This is a genomic window from Kutzneria chonburiensis, from assembly GCF_028622115.1.
GTDB lineage: Bacteria > Actinomycetota > Actinomycetes > Mycobacteriales > Pseudonocardiaceae > Kutzneria > Kutzneria chonburiensis.
Genome location: NZ_CP097263.1, coordinates 8,543,649 through 8,565,000 on the forward strand (window position 1 = coordinate 8,543,649; position 21,352 = coordinate 8,565,000).

Here is a 21,352-nt window from a genome sequence, read left to right on the forward strand (position 1 = left end):
GCGTGCGGATCCGCACTGACGACGAGGTCTACCGGGTCGACGCCGTCTGGCTCGGCCCGCCCAAGGCGACCTTCCCGTGGCGTGCCCGGTACGTCTCCTGGGGCATCGGCCTCGCCGTGTTCTTCCTCACCCTCACCGTCGAGCGGCGGATCGGGATCGGCTTCGGCTTCTTCAGCGTCGCGTGGGCGCTGGTGATCACCGTCGTCATCACCCGGCTGGTCGGCTCACGGATCAGCCACGAGCGCCCGCTCGGCGCCGTGGTGACGATGTGGGTGCGTGAGCTGACCGCACCCAGACAGAACTCGACCGGCAACGGCGGTGCGGTCACCGCCACCCGGATCAAGGTCAGCGGCCAGCGGCCGCAGGCCAAACAGGGCCGGCGGCAGCTGCCGCCGGCGGAGAACTCACCCGGCCGGCACGCACAGCAACCACGCCGGCAGGCAGCAAGTCGTACCAGGGAGGTTCGCGGTGTTCGGACGCCGGCGAGACCGTGACAGCCGCGCGGTGCGGCACGTGGCGCAGCATGCTGCCGCCGAGCTACCGGTCGACAGGCGGGCGTACAGCACACGAGGACGGCGGCTCCCCGGCGAGCAGGCCATCCCCAGCTACACCCCGAGCATCGCGGTCCGCAGCATCGACGGCCACCTGGTGCGCACCGGCCAGGACGTCTACGCCTGGTACCGGCTCTCGCCGCAGCGCTGGTCGTTCCGGTCGGACTCGCAGCGCCAGGACCTGATCGCGGCCATCGCCGGCCAGTACGCCGAGTTGCAGGGCCGCTGGATGCACCTGCGCGTCACCACCCGGCCGTACCCGATCCGGATGTGGGCCGAGGCGCACGTGCACAACGCGCTCAACCGGCTGCCGGACGCGCCCGGCGGGCTGTCCTTCGACGACTACATGATCGGCGAGCAGCAGCAGCTGATGGGCCGGTCGATGGCGGAGAAGGAGGTCTACCTCGGCGTCCAGGTGCAGGTCCGCAACGTCGTCGACCGGGCCGTCGAACGGGCCGCGCCGCTGCTGCGCCGGGTGTTCCCGGCGGCCGTCGACGCCGAGCTGGTCGCACTGGACAGCGAGGTCGAGTACCTCGACCAGGTGATCGGCTCGGCCGGTCTGGAAGGCCGCCCGGTCAGCGCCGACGAGATGTCCTGGCTGATGCACCGCTCCTGCTCGCTCGGGCTGCCGGCGCCGCGCAACATGCCGGCCGTGCCGTCCGACACCTGGGAGCCGGAGGACCTGGCCAGCTTCACCGACGCGGCCGACTTCTACCAGGAGCCGTACTCGCCGACCGTCACCGTGCGCGGCCGTACCGGCTCCAACGCCGGTGTCGGGCGACACGTCTGTGTGCTCACCGTCGGCCCCATGCACGGCCTGCAGATCCCTGAGATCGACGACCCGTGGGTGCAACGCGCCGACCGGCTGCCGGCGTCCGTGGAATGGTCGGCCCGCATCTACGTCCGCCGGCCCGAGGAGGTCGGCGGCGAGTTGCAGCGCCAGATGAACAAGGTCCGGTCGCAGGTCCGGCACTACACCGACGAGCACGACCTCGAGCCGCCGCAGTCGCTGGTCCGCCAGGCAGGCCGGGTGCTGGAGATCGACGACGAGATGACCTCCGGCTTCACCGCGCTGGGCACCCGCGTGCGCTCGTGGTGGCGGCTGGCCGTGTCCGGCTCCAGCCAGCGTGACGCGTTGCGGCTGGCCCAGAGCCTGCTCGAGCTGTACAAGCCGAAGGTCGCCATCGAGCACCCCGAGGCCCAGTACGCGATGGCCCGGGAGTTCATCCCCGGCGAGCCGCTGGCCTCCGCCGCCTATCTCCGGCGCGGCTCCGTGGTGTGGGCGGCTTCGGCCGTGCCGACCGCGACCGCCGAGGTCGGCGACCGGCGCGGCATCCTGCTCGGCGAGACCTGCACCGCGACCCGGCGTCCCGTCGCCTGGGACCCGTGGATGGCGCAGGAGGTCCGCGACGGGTCCGGCCTGACCGCGATGGTTGCCGGTCTCGGCGGCGGCAAGTCGTTCCTCGGCGGCGGCATCGTCTACAAGACGTTGCGGTCCGGCGCCTACTGGACGCTGCTCGACCCGTCCGGGCCGTTGGCCGCGCTGTGTGAGCTGCCCGAGCTCAAGCCGTACGCGCGGCCGATCAACCTGCTCAACGCGCAGCCCGGCATCCTCAACCCGTACCGGGTGGTGGCCGAGCCGCTGATCGAGCACTTCCTCGACGAGGAGGATCCGGAGCGGGCCTGGCGGCGGGAGAAGGCCCTGGCCGCGGCCACCCGGCGGCGGCTCGTGCTGGACGTGCTGTCCGGCCTGCTGCCGTACGAGGTCGCTCGGCTGCCGCAGACCCGCATCGTGTTGCTGCGCGCCGTCCGCATGGTCGGCGGCCGTCCCGACGCGCACCCCGGGCTCGTGTTCGACGCCCTGCGCCGGGACGCCTCCGAGCACCACGAGCACGCCGTCGTCGTCGCCGACTTCCTCGACGAGATGCGCGAGCGGATGTCCTTGCTCATCCCCGAGTTCGGCGCCGACCCGTACTCGGAGACCCGCGACGACCGGCTCACCGTGCTCACCATGGCCGGGCTGACGCTGCCCAAGGACGGCGTCGGCCGCGAGCACTGGACCGACGCCGAGGCGTTGGGCGTCGAGATGCTCAACCTGGCCGCCTGGCTCACCCAGCGGTCGGTCTACGAGCGGCCCAAGGACATGCGCAAGGGCGTCTGGATCGACGAGGCGTTCTTCCTGTCCGAGGTGCCGACCGGCCGGGTGCTGATGAACCGCTTCGCCCGTGACTCCCGGAAGTGGAACGTCCGGGTCATGCTGTCCAGCCAGATCCCGGCCGACTTCCTCAAGATCCAGGGCTTCGTCGCCCTGCTCGACTCGGTCTTCGTCGGCCGGCTCGACGACGACGAAGCGCAGGCCGATGCCCTGCGCCTGCTCAAGGTGCCCGTCGGCGCCGGCTACGAGCAGGTCATCGCCAGCCTCGGCCGTCGCCCCGGCTCCCACCGCACCGGCACCGAGCGCGACACCGCCCCCCGCCAGTTCGTCTTCGGCGACGGCGCCGGCGGCGTCGAGCGGATCCGGATCGACTTCTCCGGCCCCCACCTCGACCCGTTGCGCAAGGCCATGGACACCACCCCCGACGCCCAGCGCTCCGAACGCGCCGCCTTGGCCGAGCTACCTCCCGTGCCCTCACCCGAGGGCCTCGAGTCCGGCATGCCGCCCGAGGGCATCGAGCCCAGCTACGACTCCTACGACGACGACCTCGCCGCCGAGCTCGAGGTAGGCCTCATCGACGAGGCCGACGTCGAGGCGCCCCGGCCCGACCGCGAATCGCTCGTGCAGGTGCCTCCGCACCAGCGGAGCCAGCAGGAATGACCGCCCTGCTGGCCGTTCTCCTCGCCGCCACGCTGACCCTGATGGCGTGGCGGCTGCTCCGCCGCACCAGCAGACGCGGCCGCGCGCTGCTGGTGGTCGGATCGCTGCTGGCCGCCCAGGCGTTCATCGGCTCGCCGGCCATGGCCGCGCCGACCGACTGCGCGCCCAACCCGGAGCGGCCGGGCGCGGGCATGGTCGGCGCGCTGGACCCGCCGATAGCGCACGGCGAGAAGGATTCGGTTTATTTCCAGTACGGGTACGCCGGCCTCAGCTGGCACTTCTACGACCCGAACTGCGGCTCGATCAGCTCGATGACCAGCCCGAGCGCGACCATCGACACCTGGGTCGGCAATGAGCTGTTCAACGTCACCAAGGTGATCGTCGGCGCGACCAACGGCCTGCATTACGCCATTCTCGGCAACTACCTGGTCAAGCCGCTGGACAATCTCGTCGACACCGGTGCCAAGGCGCTGTACAACGGCGTCTTCGCGCCCCTGCTGGCATTGGCCGCGCTCGGACTGGCATTGCTACTTTTCAGGCAAATCTGGAAGGGCGATCTCGCGTCCATCGGCAAGCGGACCACCTGGGCCCTGGCCGGGCTATGGCTGGCGTCGGCCGCGTATCTCACTCCGCTGGTCTATACCCAGGTGCTGGACAAGGTCCTCATCTTCGGCACGTCCGAGCTCCAGGCCGGCTTCCTTCAGGAGGTCGGTCTCGGCGACAACGACGCGCTGCCGACCATGTTGCACACCAATGTGATCTACCGGAACTGGCTGCGGGGCGAGTTCGGCTCGCCGGACGCGCCCCAGGCAACCCAGTTCGGCAAGGACCTGGTCGGTGCGCAGGCCTTCAGCATCGACGAGAAGAACCAGAACAAGGACGCCGACCCGAACAACGCCAACGCCAAGAAGCAGTCCTATGTGGACATTCGGGGAAAGCTCGGCAGCGCGACGGGCTACTTCGACGGCACCGACGGCAGTCGCACGGGCGACGGCTTCCTGGCGCTGTTCCAGGCGCTGGTGTTCTCCCTGTTCCAGCTGTTGGCCAAGGCGGCGATCCTGCTCGCGCAGGTGCTGCTGCGGATCGTCGTGCTGACCGGGCCGTTGATCGGCCTTGCCTCGATCGTGTTCCCGGACCTGCTGCGCAAGATCGGCCGCGCGGCCGGTGCCGCGCTGCTCAACGTCGTGATCATCTCGGCGCTGGCCGGCCTGGACACGTTGGTGCTGACCTGGATCTTCGACCCGGCGCACGGTCTGCCGCTGCTCACCCAGATGCTGCTGGCCGGCCTGGTCACCGTGGCGTTCTTCATGCTCGGCAAGCCGGGCCGCCGGATGATGCAGATGGTGCAGCTGTCGGTGGGGGCCATGGGTTCGCAGCTGGCCGGCTCCAGCGGTGGGCTCTGGGCTCGCATGCGTGGGCGCCGGGCCGGCGACAGCTCGGCGCAGGAAGCCTTCTGGGAACACGTGCGGGACGGCGAGCATCTGCCGCCGGAGATCGCCGCCGCCCAGCGGGGCGGCCGCCGGTACCGCCCGGAGGCGAACTCCATCCAGGCCACGGCGCAGCGACTGGACGTCAACGGCACGGAACTCACGGCCGGCAACACACGGGCGTTGCAGGCCGGGGTGGTGCGGCCGCGGCGCTGCCGGTCGCCGGCGGCGGCATCGTCGGTCCGATGGCGTCGCGGACGGTGGACACGCCGCCGGTGGTGGATCGGAGCTGGGAGCGGCGGGGTGAGGACGCGGTGATCGTGCCGTCGCAGGTGGTGAGTGGGCAGCGGCCGCAGGTCGAGCCGCGGCGGGCCGAGGTGGAGGTGATCGCCGGGCGACCGGTGCACATGATCTACCGGCCGTCGCGCGGGCTGGAGGTCGCGGAGTCGGACGGGCCGGCCGGTGGCTGGGGCGAGAGGGGGTAACCGATGCCGATCCGCACCAACCGGGGCCGGTCCGCGGTGTACCGCAAGCTGTGGGGCTGGCCGCTGCGCTCGCCGCGGCACCTGATCACGTTCGTGATCATCATCGTGGCGCTGGGCATCATCGTGGCGATGGTGATCCCGAAGGCCCCCTCGACGGGCTCGGCGCAGCCGACGGGTGACACGACCTCGGGCACGAGCAGCGGGGGCACGTCGAACCAGTCGACGGACACGACGACAACGACGACGCAGCCGACCCGGCTGACCTCGCCGCTGCTGAGCCCGACGCCGGCCCCGCCGGCCCCGCAGGCGCTGGACGTGGCCCAGAAGTGGGTGACGGCCTGGGCCAAGCACCCGGCCGGCATCACCAACCAGCAGTGGCTGGAGCAGCTCAAGCCCTACACCACCGACGAGTTCCTGCCGCAGATGGGCACGGTGGACCCGGCCAACGTGCCGGCGACCAAGGTGACCGGCGCGGCGGTCTCGGTGGACTCGACGACCAGCTCGGTCGTCGCCGACGTGCCGACGGACGGCGGCACCATCCAGGTCACGGTGATCACCACGCCGAACCAGGGCTGGCGGGTCTCCAAGTACGACAAGGCCGGCTGACATGAGGGTCTGGATCATCGTCGGGGTGGCGGTCGGCCTGGTGGCCGGCCTGTTCCTGGTCACCATCACGGTGACGTCGGTGGTCAACACCCAGCAGCAGGCGCTGAACCTGTTCCGGATGGCCAACTGCAACGCGGCGATCGGCCCGTGGGCCGACACGGTCGGCGACGCGGCGGCCGGCGAGGGACTGGCCGGCCGGCTGTCCGCCGACCAGCGCGGCATCGCGGCCCAGATCATCTCGATCGGCAAGGGCCGGCAGCTGCCGCCGCTGGCCTGGCAGGTGGCCATCCAGGCCGGCATGCAGGAGTCGAGCCTCACCAACGTGACCCACGGCGACGCGGCCGGCCCGGACTCCCGCGGCATCTTCCAGATGCGGTTCACCATGGGCTGGGGCACCGAGGCCCAGCTGCTGGACATCAACTACGAGGTCAACAAGTTCTACGACGTGCTGACCAAGATCCCGAACTGGCAGCAGCTGCGGCCCGGCGACGCCGCGCAGGCGGTGGAGCGGTCGGCCTTCCCCGGCGCCTACGACAAGTGGGAGGCGATGGCCGCCGACCTGATCAAGACGGTCGGCGACATCGCCGACCCGACCGGCTGCGGCCAGCAGGCGGGCCTGGCCGGCCTGGCCCTGCCGGCCAACCAGGCGGCGGCCAAGGCCATCGCCTACGCCATGCAGCAGCTGGGCAAGCCCTACATCTGGGGCGGCAACGGCCCGGTCGGCTACGACTGCTCGGGTCTGATGCAGCAGGCCTACCTGGCCGCCGGCATCCAGCTGCCCCGGGTGGCGGCCGACCAGTACCACGCCGGCGCGATGCTGCCGGTCGACCAGGCCCAACCGGGCGACCTGGTGTTCCTGGCCACCGACAAGAGCAACCTGGCCACCATCCACCACGTGGCCATGTACCTCGGTGACCACAAGATCATCGAGGCCCAGGACTTCGGCATCCCGATCCACATCCGGCCGTTCAGCTTCACCGAGGCCGAGGTCGTCCCCCAGGCCGTACGGCCCGGCGTGTAGCAGGAGGCGTCATGAAATTCACGCCAGAGCCCATTCCGCGGCCGGCCGGCAGACCGGCGTCGAGCACGCCGCTGAGCGACTACCTGAACTCGACCAACCAGGGTGTCGACGCCGGCTACGCGGTGCTGCCGCGGTCGCTGGCCGAGTCGATGCCGCTGCCCTGGCAGCAGCAGTTCGCCACTCTGATCGCCCAGTTCCACCAGGCCTACGCCCATCTCCAGTGGCCGGTGTACCGGGTGGTGCCGTCCCGCTACGAGCGGCTGGTCGACCTGGACGAGGAGCAGCTGGCCGAGGCCGGCTATCTGATGGAGATCGACTCCGACGGCGAGATCGTCTACCGCAGCCGCAGCGGCACGCTGGTGGAGAACCCGGAGCAGACGACCGCGCTGGTCTCGGTGCTTGACCCGATCCCGCACAACCGGCACGGCCGCGTCGAGCCGGCCGGCATGGCGCCGCCGCAGACGCCGCCGCCGGGATTCCCTCAGCAGCCAGGTCCGAACACCCAGCAGCCGGGCCCGCCGCCGACCCCGCCGCGCGGCTTCCAGCAGGACCCGTACCGCTACCCGACCACGCCGGAGCAGCAGAACTGGTGACGCCGGGCCGCGACGTGAACGACATTCGCGGATCGGGTTGTCTAAGGTTTCGGGTGTGGTGTCCAGGACGTTCACAACCAGTGGCGCCGGGCGGGACTTCGCTGCGATCCGGAGCGAGTTCGGGCTGCGTGAGGATTTCCCGCCGGCCGCGCTGACCGAGGCGGAGCAGGCGCTGGACGACGTCCGGGGCGGCCCGCGCCTGGATGCCACGGCGTTGCCGCTGGTCACGATCGATCCGCCGGGTTCGAAGGATCTCGACCAGGCCGTGCTGATCGAACGCCGGCAGCGCGGCTACCGCGTCCACTACGCCATCGCCGACCTCGGCGGTTTCGTGCCGCCCGGCGGTGCCCTGGACAACGAGGTGAAGCGGCGCGGGCAGACGCTCTACCTGCCCGACGGCACCGTGCCGCTGCATCCGCCGGTGTTGTCCGAGGGCGCCGCGAGCCTGCTGCCCGAGCAGGTTCGCCCCTCGGTGCTGTGGACGATCGACCTCGACGCGGACGGCAATCCCGAGGGCGTGGTCGTACGCCGCGCGCTCGTGCGGTCCGTCGCCCGTCTCGATTACGAGGGAGTGCAGGCCAGCCTGCTCGCTGGCAAGCCGCATCCCTCGGTCGAGCTGCTGCCCGACGTCGGCCGGCTGCGCCGAGCCATGGCGGCCGAGCGCGGTGCCGTCGAACTCCAGCTGCCGGAGCAGCAGGTCAGCCCGGCCGAGGACGGCGAATGGGTGCTGCGGGTCCGGCTGCGCTCCGACATCGAGGCCTGGAACGCCGAGATCTCCCTGCTCACGGGCATGTGCGCGGCCAAAATCATGATCGACGCCCGTGTCGGCGTGCTGCGGACGCTGCCGTCGGCCGACGCCGACGCCGTCTCCGGCCTGCACAAGGCGGCCACCGCCTCGCGCGTGGAATGGCCGGACGGCGAGAGCCCGGCCCGGCTGCTCGCCGGCCTCGACCCCAACCGCCCCGAGTCGCTCGCCATGTACGTAGCGGCGACACGGCTGCTCCGAGGCGCCGGCTACACCGCCTTCGACGGCACCGAGCCCGCTGTGACCTCGCACGCCGGCGTCGGCGCACCGTATGCGCACGTCACGGCCCCGCTGCGGCGGCTGGTCGACCGTTTCGCCACCGAATGCTGCCTGGCCACGACCGCCGGGGCCGAGGTTCCGCCGTGGGTGCGGCAGGCCCTGCCGGAACTGCCGCACTTGATGTCCGTCTCAGACGCATTGGCGGCCAAGGTGGAACGTGCTTGCCTCGACCAGGTGGAGGCATGGGTGCTCGCCGGCAGCGTCGGCGACGTCTTCGACGCCGTGGTGCTGCGCGCCGAGACCAACAGCGGCGAGGTCTTCGTCACCGAGCCGCCGGTGATGGCCAAGTGCAGCGGCAGCGAGCTACCCGAGGGCGAGCGGATCACGGTCCGGCTCGTCGAGGCGGACACCACCCGACGCAAGGTGTCCTTCGAGCGGTATTCGAAAGAGGTAGATCGTGACTGAAATCGGTGACCTGACGGTGGGCGTGCTCGGCGGCACCGGTCCCCAGGGCAAGGGGCTGGCGTTCCGGTGGGCCAAGGCCGGCCTGAAGGTCGTCATCGGCTCGCGCAGCGCCGACCGGGCCGAGACCACGGCCAAGGAGCTGCGGGAGCTGGCCGGCGTGGACAACGTCGCCGGCGCCGACAACCTGGAGACCGCGAGCAAGGCCGACGTGGTGCTGGTCGCCGTGCCGTGGGACGGCCACGGCGAGCTGCTGGCGTCGCTGCGCGAGGCGCTGGCCGGTAAGATCGTGATCGACTGCGTCAACCCGCTGGGCTTCGACAAGCAGGGCCCGCACGCGCTGCCCGTCGAGGAGGGCAGCGCGGCCCAGCAGGCCGAGGCCCTGCTGCCGGACTCCCGGGTCACCGCCGCGTTCCACCACGTTTCGGCCGTGCACCTGGTCGACCCGGCGGTCGAGTCGATCGACACCGACGTGCTGGTGCTGGGCGACGACCGCGAGGCCACCGACGTGGTCCGCGGGCTGGCCGACGCCGTGCCCGGCATGCGTGGTGTGTACGCCGGCCGGCTGCGCAACGCCGGCCAGGTCGAGGCGCTCACCGCGAACCTGATCGCGGTCAACCGCCGCTACAAGGCCCACGCCGGCCTGCGCGTCACCGACATCTAACGAGACCAGATGTCACATGCGCTCCGCACTTGCCTTCAAACGGCAAGTGCGGAGCGCATGTGACAAAAGGCCGGCTTGAAGCTCAGTGGAACGAGTGCTCCGGGCCGGGGAACGCCCGGCCGCGGACCTCGGCGGCGAACTCGCTGGCCGCGTTGCCCAGCACCGACGCCATGTCGGCGTACTGCTTCACGAAGCGCGGCATCTTGCCGCGGCGCATGCCGGCCATGTCGGTCCACACCAGGACCTGGGCGTCGCAGTCGGGGCCCGCGCCGATGCCGACGGTCGGGATCCGCAGCTCGTGGGTCACCCGCTTGGCCACCTCGGCCGTCACCATCTCCAGCACCACGGCGAACGCGCCGGCCTGCTCCAGCGCGACGGCGTCGGCCAGCACGGCGTCGCCCTTCTCGTCACGCCCCTGGACCCGGTAGCCGCCCAGCTGGTGCTCGCTCTGCGGGGTGAACCCGATGTGGCCCATCACCGGGATCCCGGCGGCCACGATGGCCTCGACGTGCGGCGCGAACCGGCGGCCGCCCTCCAGCTTGACGGCGTGCGCGCGGCCTTCCTTCATGAACCGCACCGCGGTCGTCACGGCCTGCTCGACCGACACCTGGTACGAGCCGAACGGCAGGTCGGCCACTACGAGCGCGTTCTTGACCGACCGCGTCACGCCGCGGGTGAGGAACAGCAGCTCATCCACGGTGACCGGCAGCGAGGTGTCGTAGCCGTAGACGTTGTTGGCCGCGGAGTCGCCGACCAGCAGCACCGGAATGCCGGCCTCGTCGAACAGCCCGGCGGTGTACATGTCGTAGGCAGTGAGCATGGGCCACGGCTCGCCCCGGTCCTTCAGCTCCTGCAGGTGGTGGATCCGGACCTTCCGCGTTGACTTGCCGGCGGATGCCTGAGTTCCATGCTGCGCCCCGTTTCCGTACGGCGCCGTGGTCTCGGCAGACGTCATTGTCCCGACCGTCCTTCCCTCAAGGCCTGCCACTGGCGGGTCCCTGGGTCTGATGGATGGTTACGGGTCAAGGGTGACACCGTGGAGCCGCCGCGACCCCACGGTGCGAGCAGCTTCACACGGGAATCGGGGTGTGCTCCCGCCAGGCGTTGGTGATGGGCAGCCGCCGGTCCCGGCCGAACGCCTTGAGGCTGATCTTGGTGCCCGGCGGGTACTGCCGCCGCTTGTACTCGGCCCGGTCCACCATCAGCACCACCCGCTCGATCAGCGCCGGGTCGAAGCCGCCGGCCAGCAGGTCGGCATAGCCGTGGTCCGCCTCCACGTACTGGTCGAGCACCCGGTCCAGCAGCTCGTAGTCGGGCAGCGAGTCGGCGTCGACCTGCCCCGGCCGCAGCTCGGCCGACGGCGGCTTGGTGATCGAGTTCTCCGGGATCGGGCCGGCCTCGCCCCGCCGCGCGGCCTCGGCGTTGCGCCACCGGGCCAGTTCCCAGACCAGCGTCTTGGGCACGTCCTTGATCGGCGCGAAGCCGCCGACCGCGTCGCCGTAGATGGTGGAGTAGCCCACGGCCAGCTCGGTCTTGTTGCCGGTGGCCAGCACCAGGTGCCCGTCGGCGTTGGACCGGGCCATCAGCAGCATGCCCCGGCAGCGGGCCTGGATGTTCTCCTCGGCCAGGCCGGTCAGTCCCAGCTGGTCCACGTACACCTTGACCATGTCGCCGATGGGCTGCGTCTCGTAGTGCAGCCCGGTCAGCGAAGCGGTCAGCGCCGCGTCCGAGCGCGAGTGCTCCGAGGAGTACGAGGACGGCATCGACACGCCGTACACACCGTCGGCCCCGAGCGCGTCCACGGCGATGGACGCGACGACAGCCGAGTCGATACCGCCGGACAGGCCCAGGATCACCGAGCGGAAGCCGTTCTTGTGCACGTAGTCGCGCAGGCCGGTGACCAGCGCGCCCCACACCTCGGCGCAGTCCGACAGCGGCTCGGCCGGGGCCGGGGCGGGCAGCGGCTCGTAGCCCGGCAGCTCGGCCGACTCCAGCGTCACCCGGGTCACGTCGAAGCCGTCGATCGGCTCCACCGACGTGCCCTGGCCGGCCGGCAGGTCCAGGTCGAGCACCAGCAGGTGCTCCACGAACTGCGGCGCCCGGGCCAGCAGCTCGCCCTGCGCGTCGATGACCAGCGAGTCGCCGTCGAACACCAGCTCGTCCTGGCCGCCGACCATGTTCACGTACGCGATGGGCGCGCCGGCCTCGGCCGCCCGTGACGCCACCAGCTTGGCCCGGACGTCGTCCTTGTTCCGCTCGTACGGCGAGCCGTTGATGCACACGACCAGGTCAACGGCGGCCTGCCCCAGAGCGGCGATCGGACCGCCGTCCTGCCAGATGTCCTCGCAGATCACGAAGCCGATGTCGGTGCCGTGCAGGCGCACGATCGGCAGCTTGCTGCCCGGCACGAAGTAGCGGTATTCGTCGAAGACGCCGTAGTTGGGCAGGTGGTGCTTGGCGTAGCGGGCGACGACCTGGCCGCGGTGGATGATCGCCGCCGCGTTGCGCACACCGGCCTCGTCCCGGTCCAGGTAGCCGACGACGGCCAGCAGCTCGCCGCAGCCCAGGTCGGCCAGCCGCTCGGCCAGCTCGTCGACGGCGGCCCGGGAGGCCTGTGCGAAGGAGTGCCGCAGGGCCAGGTCCTCGACCGGGTAGCCGGTGAGCACCATCTCCGGGAACGCAACCACGTGCGCGCCGGACTCGGCGGCCTTGCGGCTCCACTCGACGACCAGGTCGGCGTTGCCGGCCAGGTCGCCTACCCGGGGGTTGACCTGAGCGAGGGCGATGCGCAGTTGCGGCATGCGGTGATTCTCCCTTACCTCCCCGCTGACCGGGCGGGATCTGTGGCGCAGGGATCACGAAGGTCGTCGGCGTGTCCCTCGTTCGGAGTCCCCGGATGGCACGATCGACAGGTGCGCCCACGTCGTTCTCACTCCCTGCCGCTCGTAGCGCTACTCGCCGTGATCACTTTGGCGGCCGGTGGCTGCACGTCCGTGTCCGACGGCCAGGCGGAAGCCGGCGTCCACTTCGAGCAGGCCGGTCCGGCCGGCACGGTGCCGCCGGGCCTGGAGAAGTTCTACGGCCAGCAGCTGGGCTGGGGCGCGTGCGACGACTACGCCTCGTCGGACACCGACCGGAAACTGTTCAAGTCCACGCCCGAGCTGAAATGCGCCCGGCTGACGGTGCCGCTGGACTACACCAAGCCGGACGGCAAGACGATCACCCTCGGTCTGCTCCGCCGCAAGGCCACCGGCCAGCGCATCGGTTCCCTGCTGATCAACCCGGGCGGCCCCGGCGCCTCCGGTGTCGACGCGGCGGCGTCGCTGGCCGGCGCGGTCGCCGGCAACGACCTGGGCAAGCGTTTCGACCTCGTCGGCTTCGACCCCCGCGGTATCGGCTCGAGCGAGCCGTCCGTGCACTGCCTCACCGACGCTGAACGGGACCAGCAGCGCGCCGACGACATCGAGGACTCGTCGGCCGCCGGCGTGGCCAAGCAGGTCCAGCAGCTCAAGGACTACACGTCGAAGTGCGCCCAGCGCAGCGGCGCCGACCTGCTGGCCAACATCGGCACGCGGGACGTGGCCAAGGACCTCGACGTGATGCGCTCGGCCCTCGGCGACAAGAAGCTGACCTACCTCGGCTTCTCGTACGGGACGTTCCTCGGCACCACCTACGCCGAGCAGTTCCCGGCCAACGTGCGGGCGATGGTCCTGGACGGGGCCGTCGACCCCAGCCAGAGTCCGGCCGACCAGTCGGTGGCCCAGTCGGCCGGCTTCCAGAAGGCGTTCGAGCAGTTCGCCGCCTGGTGTGTGAAGCGCCAGGACTGCGCGCTGGGCAAGGACGCCGGCAAGGCCGTGCAGGCCTATCACGACCTGGTGATCCCGCTGGTCAAGAACCCGGTCGACACCGGAGACGGGCGCAAGCTGGCCTTCGCCGACGCCACCATCGCGACCATCCAGGCGCTGTACACCGAGCAGCTGTGGGAGACCCTGAACAGCGGCCTGGTGCAGCTGAAGCGGGGCGTCGGCCTGACCCTGATGACCATGGCCGACCTGTACGACGGCCGCGGCACCGACGGCAAGTACTCCAACGAGCAGGACGCCTTCACGGCCGTGCAGTGTGTGGACAACCCGCAGTCCAAGGACCTCGCCACCGAGCTGGACACCGAGCGCCGGGCCACGCAGGCCGCGCCGTTCCTGGACAACGGCCAGCCGTTGCCCACGGCCTCGGCCGGCGACGCCTGCTCCTACTGGCCGGTGCCGAACACGAGCCAGCCTCACCTGCCCAAGGTCAGCGGCCTGCCGGCGACGCTGGTCGTCTCCACCACCAACGACCCCGCCACGCCGTACCAGGCCGGCGTCAACCTTGCCGGCGCGCTCGGGGGCTTTCTCCTGACGTACCAGGGAACCCAGCACACCGCGTTCCTCCAGGGCAGCGACTGCGTCGACCAGGTCGGCGTGGCCTACCTGGTCGACCTGAAGCTGCCGGCGGCCGACCCCCGGTGTTCGTCCTAAGTGGTCGTCTCCACGGCCCGGCCGAACTCGATTCCCTTGGCCTCCTTGCCGAAGAAGGTCAGCACGGCCAGGATCGCCAGCACCGGCATCACCGTCACGGTCAGCGCGAACGGATAGCCGTGGCTGGAGGCCAGCGCCTCCTGGATCGGCAGGTTGAACGCGGCCAGGCAGTTGCCGAGCTGGTAGGTCACGCCGGGATAGAAGCCGCGGATGGCGTCCGGCGACATCTCGGTGAGGTGCGCCGGGATCACGCCCCAGGCGCCCTGCACCGCGATCTGCATCAGGAACGAGCCGAGGCACAGCAACGCCGCGGTCTGCGAGAACGCGAACAGCGGCACGATCGGCAACCCGATCAGCGAGCAGAACACGATCGTGTAGCGCCGGCCGTAGCGTTCGGACAGCGTGCCGAAGACGGTGCCGCCGATCATGGCACCGATGTTGTAGATGATGGCGATCCAGCCGGCCGTGGTGGGTGACAGGCCGGCGCCGCCGTGCTGGGTCGCCTTCAGGAAGGTCGGGTACACGTCCTGCGTGCCGTGGCTCATCCAGTTGAACGCGGTCATCAGCAGCACCAGGTACCCGAACCGGCGCAGCACCGGGGCGGTGAAGATCACCGTACGCAGCGACGTGTTGTGGGCCTTGAGCTTCTGCTGCGTCGTCTCCCAGACCTCGGACTCCTTGACCCGGGCCCGGATCAGCAGGCTGATCAGCGCCGGGATGATGCTGAGCGCGAACAGCCACCGCCACGACAGCCCGGCCCAGCCGTGCAGCACCAGGTACGCGAGCGAGGCCAGCAGGTACCCCATCGAGTAGCCCTGCTGGAGCACGCCGGAGAAGAAGCCGCGCCGGTCGGCCGGCAGCTTCTCCATGGCCAGCGCCGCGCCCAGGCCCCACTCGCCGCCCATGCCGATGCCGTACAGCAGCCGCAGCACCAGCAGCACGGTGTAGTTGGGGGCGAAGGCGCACAGGAAACCGATGGTCGAGTAGAAGACGACGTCGGTCATCAGCGGGATGCGCCGGCCCACCCGGTCGGCCCACAGTCCGAACAGGAACGCCCCGACCGGCCGCATCAGCAGCGTGACGGTGGTCAGGAAGGCCATCTGCGTGAGCGAGACCTTGAACTCCGCGCCGATGTCGGCGTAGACCAGCACCACGAGGAAGTAGTCGAAGGCGTCCATCGACCAGCCGAGCAGGGCCGCGGTGAACGAACTGCGCTGGTCGGGTGTGAGACGTGGCCGGGTGGCACTGGTGGTCATGCCTGTCCTCCCTGATCCGACGTGCGTGATCGGTGACTGACGGCGTTGCTCGGTCGTACACGCTGTGCCCGATCGGGGCAACCTCGCCGAAGGTCGCGGGCCCCCGAAACATGCCGTTAACGAGGGCTGCCTACGCTGCGCTCATGGACCGCCAGCAGGAGTTCGTGCTGCGCACGTTGGAGGAACGCGACATCCGGTTTGTCCGGCTGTGGTTCACCGACGTGCTCGGGTATCTCAAGTCCGTCGCGGTCGCGCCGGCCGAGCTCGAGGGTGCTTTCTCCGAGGGCATCGGCTTCGACGGCTCGGCCATCGAGGGCTTCTCCCGCGTCTACGAGTCGGACATGGTGGCCAAGCCCGACCCGTCGACGTTCCAGGTGCTGCCCTGGGAGGCGGCCGGCGGCGGCGGGCACTACTCGGCGCGCATGTTCTGCGACATCGCCATGCCGGACGGGTCGCCGTCCTGGGCCGACCCGCGGCACGTGCTGCGCCGGACCCTGTCCAAGGCCAGCGAGGCCGGCTTCACCTGCTACGTGCACCCGGAGATCGAGTTCTTCCTGCTCCGCGAGCTCAACAACGACGGCCGCGAGCCGGTGCCGGCCGACAACGGCGGCTTCTTCGACCAGGCCAGCCATGACACCGCGCCGCACTTCCGCCGGCACGCCATCGAGGCGCTGGAGGCGATGGGCATCTCGGTGGAGTTCAGCCACCACGAGAACGCGCCCGGCCAGCAGGAGATCGACCTGCGCTACGCCGACGCGCTGACCATGGCCGACAACGTGATGACCTTCCGGTACGTGGTCAAGGAGGTGGCGATCACGCAGGGCGTGCGGGCCTCCTTCATGCCCAAGCCGTTCACCGACCAGCCCGGCTCCGGCATGCACACGCACGTCAGCCTGTTCGAGGGCGACGGCAACGCGTTCTACGACGCCGAGGACCCGTACGAGCTGTCGGCCACCGGCAAGGCGTTCGTGGCCGGCCTGCTCAAGCACGCCCGCGAGATCAGCGGCGTGACCAACCAGTTCGTCAACTCCTACAAGCGGCTCATCGTCGGCGGCGAGGCCCCGACCGCGGTCTGCTGGGGCCACGCCAACCGGTCCGCGCTGGTCCGGGTGCCGATGTACTCCCCGGGCAAGGCCTCCTCGCGCCGGGTCGAGGTGCGCAGCCTGGACTCGGCCTGCAACCCGTACCTGGCCTACGCGGTGATCATCGCCGCCGGGCTCAAGGGCGTGCAGGAAGGCTACGAGCTGCCGCCGGCGGCCGAGGACGACGTCTGGTCGCTGACCGAGTCCGAGCGGCGCGCGGCCGGCTACACGAGCCTGCCGCAGAACCTCGGCGAGGCGCTGCGCGAGATGGAGCACTCCGAGCTGCTGGCCGAGACGCTGGGCGAGCACGTGTACGAGTTCTTCCTGCGCAACAAGCGGGCCGAGTGGGACGCCTACCGGAGCAAGGTCACCCCGTTCGAGCTGAGCACCTTCCTGCCCATCCTCTGACGCTGTCGGCGTGTCGTTCATCGCGGGACGGCGGCCGATGTCAGGATGTTGATCAATTCCGACGCGTTCGGGCTGGCCAGCGCGGCGCGCTGCGTCGCGCGGCCGGACCCGGCGCGCGCGGGCGCGGGCAGCGGGCCGGCGCTCAACGGTCGGCATTACTTCGACCCGACGCGGGATCGGGCTAGGTTGTGCCCGTGACTGACGTCCCTGCCACAGGCCTACCCGCCGACGAGCCCAGCACCCCGGTGGTCCGGGTCGGCTTCGGTCCCGCCGGTGCGAGCGGGCCGGATGTGCCGCCGTCGATCGCACTTCCCGAGCAGCCCGTGCTGAGCGCCTGCACAGTCGCGACGAAGGCGCAGCTGCCCGCGGTCCGCACGCTGGGCGCGGCTTTCCTGACCGTGCACGGCAACGGCCGTTTCGTGGCGCTCATCGTCGACGCCGATCCCACGACCACCGGCCAGGGCGTGCTGGCGCCGGCCGACATCGGCATCGGTGACCGTGAGCTGGCCGAACTGGCCACCGCCTGCACCTCTGAGCAGCTCTGCGCCGTGCTGCGGCCGCGACTGCTGGAGCGCCTGCTGGCCGACGGCGGCCCCGTGCTCTACCTCGACCCGTCCGTGCAGGTCGTCGGCTCGATCGCCGACCAGGTCGTGCCCGCGCTCGCCCGTAAGCCGCTGGTGTTGGCGCCGCGCGTGCTGCGCCCGCTGTCGGACGACGGCATGCGCCCCACGCCCGAGGAACTGGCCGCTGCCGGTGTCTACGACGCGGGTTTCGTGGCCGTGGCCCCCGGCGCCGAGGCGTTCCTGCACACCTGGTTCGACACGGTCCGGCAGGCGCCGGAGACCGGTGCGACCTTCCTCGACAGCGCCCCGGCGCTGGTCGACCACGAGGTGCTGCGCGACCCGGGCATCGGCCTGTCGGTGTGGAACGCCGGACAGCGCCAGCTTGCCGAGACCGACGGCGAACTCCAGATCGACGGCCGTGCCCTGCGCACCGTGCACTTCAGCGGCTTCGACCCCCTGCGGCCGTGGCTGCTGTCCGCGGACGTCACCGCGCGGCCCCGCGTGCTGCTGTCCGAGCACCCGCTGCTGGCCGAGCTCTGCACGACGTACCGCAACGAGCTGGTACGACACGGCCTCGGCCAGGAGCGAACCGAGTATGGCTTCGGGCACCTGGCCGACGGCACGAGCCTGCCCACCGGGCTGCGCGCGGAGTACCGCCGAGCATTGCTCGCCGCCGACCGTGCGGGCGAACTGCCGCCGGCGCCGGCCTTCGGTACCGCGCAGCACGAGTTCGTCGCGTGGGCGGCCGAAGAGGTCGACGGCCTGCCCGGCTCCACGCGGTGGGCGTTCGCGGTGTGGCAGGACGATCCCGCGCTGCAAGGACAGTTCGAGGAGCCGTTCGGCGCGGACAGCCAGGTGTTCCGTGAGTGGTGCGCCGGACCCGGCGTCGCGAGCGGCCGCGTGCACCTCGACGCCGTGCCCAAGCGCCCCGGCGGCGAGACCGCGTTGCTGGCGCAGCTCGGCGTCTCGGTGCTGGGCAGCGGGTGGGTCGCGGACCTCGTCGCGGCGTCCGCGCGTTCCTCAGGTCTGCCGGCGGCGACCGAGCCCGGCTACCCGGTCGTGCTGCTGTGTGATGACGAAGTCTCGGCTCCGGCCGAGCGCTACGTCGTCGCCGTGCGCACCGGCCCGGGTCCGATCGGCGGCCCGATCGAGCCGAACGAGGTGTGGGTCACCTCCGAGACGACCCGCCTGGCCCTGGAACAGACGATGACCGTGCCGGTGCGGACGATCACGCTGCCGGTGCTCGACCGGCCGGCCCGCGAGGAGGCGGCCCGGGCTTCGTCGCGGTCGGCGCACAAGATCGGCGACGAGGTGGTCTTCGCCACCGTTGTCGATCACGCCGCCGAGCGCGTTGGCAACGCCCTCGGCGCGGTGTCGGCCTTCCTCGCCGCCTTCCCGGACCGGCAGGACGTGTTGCTGCTGCTCGCCGTCACGGGCTCGGCCGAGCACCCGGAGGCAGCCGAGCGACTCCGCCTGGCGACCGCGACGGATCCTCGGATTCGCCTGGTCGAGGACCCGATCAGCCTGCCGTTCCTGCTCGACGCCGCCGACTGGGCGCTGTCGCTGCACCGCGGCGGCGGCTCCGACCTGCTCGCGTGGGGCCTCACCGAGGCCGCTGCGCGCGGCGTGCCGGTGATCGCCAGCGCGCACGGCGTCGTCACGGAGCTGTTCGACACCGACACCGCCGTGCTCGTGCCGTGCCATCACGGCGGCACGGAGCCGGACATCGAGGTGGCGTCCAAGCTGCTGCGCGAAGTCGCCGACGACCCCGAGGCCGCCGACCGGCTGTCGCGGACCGGCCGCTGGCACCTGCTGCGCGCGTACTCCCTGCCCAAGGTGGCCGACCAGCTCAAGGAGCGCGTCGAGCACGCATACCGCACGTGGCGTGCGCGGCGCTCGGCCTCCCGTACGGGCAACGACACCGACCCGCTCGGACCGCTGCACTCGGCCAAGCACGCGCTGCTGCGGCAGCCCGATGTCGACGTGGCCAGCCGCATGCCGATGGCGCCGGCGCTGCGCAAGGGCGTGCTGCGGGTCCTCAACCACTACGACAACCACCTGCGCGACGTGCTCGGCACCGTGCTCGACGGCATCGAGCGCACCGCCGGCGAGCTGCACCGCCGGCAGGACGAGATCCGTGAAGTCGGCGGACTGGTCGAGCTGGAAGGCCTGCGTGCCGACTTCGAACGGCTCGTGGACCGGCACTCGCAGCTCGGCGACCAACTCGTCAGCACCGACGACGGCGTGGTGCGCGTGACCGCCGACCTGGCCGGCCAGGGACGGCGCATGCGTGAGCTGGAGGACGCGCTGGTGGCCGAAGCGGCCAAGCGGACCAAGCAGATGGACACGCTGGCCGACCGGCTCGACCGGCTGACGTTGATGCTGGACAAGACGCTGGACCGGATTGACGCCCTGGAGTCGAAGGTCGCGGAGAACCTGCGTGAGCGCGACGGGCGGCTCGAGTCCGGGCTGCGGTCCGCGGACCAGGCGCTGCACACGTCCGACGCGCTGCGGCGTGTGGTGGTGCGTGAGCACGAGCGGCACGGCGGCGCGGTCGAGGGAGTGTCGAGTTCGCTCGTGCTCTGCGACGTGGGCCTGCTGCGGCTGCCGTCCGAGGACGCGCTCATGCTGCCGCTGCTGTCGAGCAACGGGGTGTGGGAGCCGGAGCTGTCCGGGCTGATCGACTCGCTGGTCGAGCCGGACGGCGTGTTCGTCGACGTCGGCGCGCACGTCGGCTATCACACGATCAGGGTGCTGAGCATGCTCGGCACCAGCGGGGCCGTGGTGGCCGTGGAGCCGTCCGACTCGGTGCGGCGGCTGTTGCGGCACAACGTGAGCGTGAACCTGTCGCCGCAGATCGCCGACCGGCTGGTCGTTGTCGAAGGCGCGGCGTGGGACCAGGCGACGGACCTGTTGGCCGAGCCCGCGCTGACCGGTGGGGTGTCGGTGCGGCCGAACCCCGGCCCGCCCGTGCACGCCGCCGTGGCGCCCGTGGAGAACCAGGCTGCCGGTGCCATGCAGTTCGCCGGCGGGGCGCCGGTGCTCGAGCCGATGGACGAGAACAAGCCGGTCGAGCTGGGCGGCCTGGTTCGCGGCGTGCGGCTGGACAAGGAGCTGGAGAGCATCCCCAGCCTGGCCGGCATGCGGTTGTCGGTGGTGAAGGTGGATGCGCCGGGGCGGGAACACCGAGCCCTCGGGGGCCTGGTGCGGTTGCTGCGTAGGGATCGCCCGCACGTGTTGTGCGCGTTCTCCCCGTCGGCGATCAGCGATCTGGGCGATGATCCGATCACCGCGCTGCGGGAGTTCCGCACCTGGGGTTACGACCTGGTGCCGGTGCACCTGCAACGGGCGGTCAGCCCGGAGGAAGTGTTGGAGGCCACTGACTCCCGGAGCGCCACGTTGTGGCTGCGGCCGCGGGGCAAGGGCGTCTGATCAGGACCGATGCCGGCTGTTCACCACGCTGACCAGGCGATTTGACTTCGGTGATCGACCTGAGTAACTTTCTCTCTGTCAGCGCAACACGGACTCGCCCCGGACCGCAAGGGCCGGCGAGGACGAGCGAAGACACCAAGATCCTAGGTCGCGAAACAAGCTCCCGTGAGAACGTGGTAGAGTGTGCGACCGCCGGGCCTGGAACCCCAGAAGTTCGACTCTCAGAGCCGATTTGACAGGGAAAACCAGACCGGATAAGCTTTGAAACACCGCAGTGACATTAACTGCCGCCCCGGATCAACCGCAAGAAATTGCGGCGCGAGATGGTGTGCGTGTGTTCTTTGAGAACTCAACAGCGTACTGTAATAGCCAGTACTTGAATGAATAAACCCCTTAGTGGGTTCCTTTGAGATGGTTAAACTGGATTGAAATGCCAGTTTGTACTAGTC

15 protein-coding genes are annotated in these 21,352 nt (G+C 70.7%); 12 read left to right on the forward strand and 3 right to left on the reverse strand.

The window, feature by feature from the left end; genetic code table 11:
- Window positions 1-2 precede the first annotated feature (2 nt).
- Genes M3Q35_RS39925 through npdG form a run of 9 tightly spaced genes read left to right on the forward strand, consistent with a single transcriptional unit; the run spans window position 3 to window position 9,648 of the window.
- A complete protein-coding gene (locus M3Q35_RS39925; protein ID WP_273937752.1) occupies window positions 3-494 on the forward strand; it encodes a hypothetical protein in 492 nt (163 codons plus the stop codon).
- Entirely contained in the window at window positions 469-3,366 is a 2,898-nt protein-coding gene (locus M3Q35_RS39930; protein ID WP_379794520.1) for an ATP-binding protein, read from the forward strand. The genes M3Q35_RS39925 and M3Q35_RS39930 overlap by 26 nt, the downstream gene beginning before the upstream one ends.
- A complete protein-coding gene (locus M3Q35_RS39935) occupies window positions 3,363-5,111 on the forward strand; it encodes a hypothetical protein (protein WP_273937754.1) in 1,749 nt (582 codons plus the stop codon). The genes M3Q35_RS39930 and M3Q35_RS39935 overlap by 4 nt, the downstream gene beginning before the upstream one ends.
- Window positions 5,108-5,278 (forward strand): hypothetical protein, encoded by a 171-nt coding sequence (locus M3Q35_RS39940; RefSeq protein ID WP_273937755.1) that lies wholly within the window; start codon window positions 5,108-5,110, stop codon window positions 5,276-5,278. The genes M3Q35_RS39935 and M3Q35_RS39940 overlap by 4 nt, the downstream gene beginning before the upstream one ends.
- Window positions 5,279-5,281: 3 nt before the next feature.
- Entirely contained in the window at window positions 5,282-5,884 is a 603-nt protein-coding gene (locus tag M3Q35_RS39945) for a hypothetical protein (RefSeq protein ID WP_273937756.1), read from the forward strand.
- A 1-nt stretch (window position 5,885) separates the two neighbouring features.
- Window positions 5,886-6,905 (forward strand): C40 family peptidase, encoded by a 1,020-nt coding sequence (locus M3Q35_RS39950; RefSeq protein ID WP_273937757.1) that lies wholly within the window; start codon window positions 5,886-5,888, stop codon window positions 6,903-6,905.
- Window positions 6,906-6,916: 11 nt separating this feature from the next.
- Complete coding sequence (locus M3Q35_RS39955) at window positions 6,917-7,498, forward strand: hypothetical protein (protein WP_273937759.1); 582 nt, start codon at window positions 6,917-6,919, stop codon at window positions 7,496-7,498.
- Window positions 7,499-7,556: 58 nt separating this feature from the next.
- The gene (locus M3Q35_RS39960; protein ID WP_379794522.1) at window positions 7,557-8,987 is read left to right on the forward strand and encodes an RNB domain-containing ribonuclease; all 1,431 of its coding nucleotides are present in this window, start codon (window positions 7,557-7,559) and stop codon (window positions 8,985-8,987) included.
- Window positions 8,980-9,648, forward strand: a complete 669-nt coding sequence (gene npdG / locus M3Q35_RS39965) for an NADPH-dependent F420 reductase (RefSeq protein WP_273937761.1) — start codon at window positions 8,980-8,982, stop codon at window positions 9,646-9,648. The genes M3Q35_RS39960 and npdG overlap by 8 nt, the downstream gene beginning before the upstream one ends.
- An 82-nt stretch (window positions 9,649-9,730) precedes the next feature.
- On the opposite strand, the gene panB is transcribed toward npdG, so the two are convergent.
- A complete protein-coding gene (panB, locus tag M3Q35_RS39970) occupies window positions 9,731-10,603 on the reverse strand; it encodes a 3-methyl-2-oxobutanoate hydroxymethyltransferase (protein ID WP_273937762.1) in 873 nt (290 codons plus the stop codon).
- A gap of 115 nt (window positions 10,604-10,718) precedes the next feature.
- Window positions 10,719-12,449, reverse strand: a complete 1,731-nt coding sequence (locus tag M3Q35_RS39975) for an NAD+ synthase (RefSeq protein WP_273937763.1) — start codon at window positions 12,447-12,449, stop codon at window positions 10,719-10,721.
- A 159-nt stretch (window positions 12,450-12,608) separates the two neighbouring features.
- Between M3Q35_RS39975 and M3Q35_RS39980 the strand changes: the two genes are divergently transcribed.
- Complete coding sequence (locus M3Q35_RS39980) at window positions 12,609-14,162, forward strand: alpha/beta hydrolase (RefSeq protein ID WP_379794523.1); 1,554 nt, start codon at window positions 12,609-12,611, stop codon at window positions 14,160-14,162.
- Here the strand turns inward: M3Q35_RS39980 and M3Q35_RS39985 are convergent.
- Window positions 14,159-15,418 carry an MFS transporter gene (locus M3Q35_RS39985; protein WP_273937764.1) on the reverse strand — a complete coding sequence of 420 codons (1,260 nt, stop codon included), beginning with the start codon at window positions 15,416-15,418 and terminating at the stop codon, window positions 14,159-14,161. The genes M3Q35_RS39980 and M3Q35_RS39985 overlap by 4 nt on opposite strands.
- 143 nt (window positions 15,419-15,561) lie before the next feature.
- Here M3Q35_RS39985 and M3Q35_RS39990 point away from each other — a divergent pair, with 143 nt between their 5' ends.
- The gene (locus M3Q35_RS39990; RefSeq protein WP_273937765.1) at window positions 15,562-16,908 is read left to right on the forward strand and encodes a glutamine synthetase family protein; all 1,347 of its coding nucleotides are present in this window, start codon (window positions 15,562-15,564) and stop codon (window positions 16,906-16,908) included.
- A 194-nt stretch (window positions 16,909-17,102) separates the two neighbouring features.
- Complete coding sequence (locus M3Q35_RS39995; RefSeq protein ID WP_273937766.1) at window positions 17,103-20,903, forward strand: FkbM family methyltransferase; 3,801 nt, start codon at window positions 17,103-17,105, stop codon at window positions 20,901-20,903.
- Window positions 20,904-21,352 lie beyond the last annotated feature (449 nt).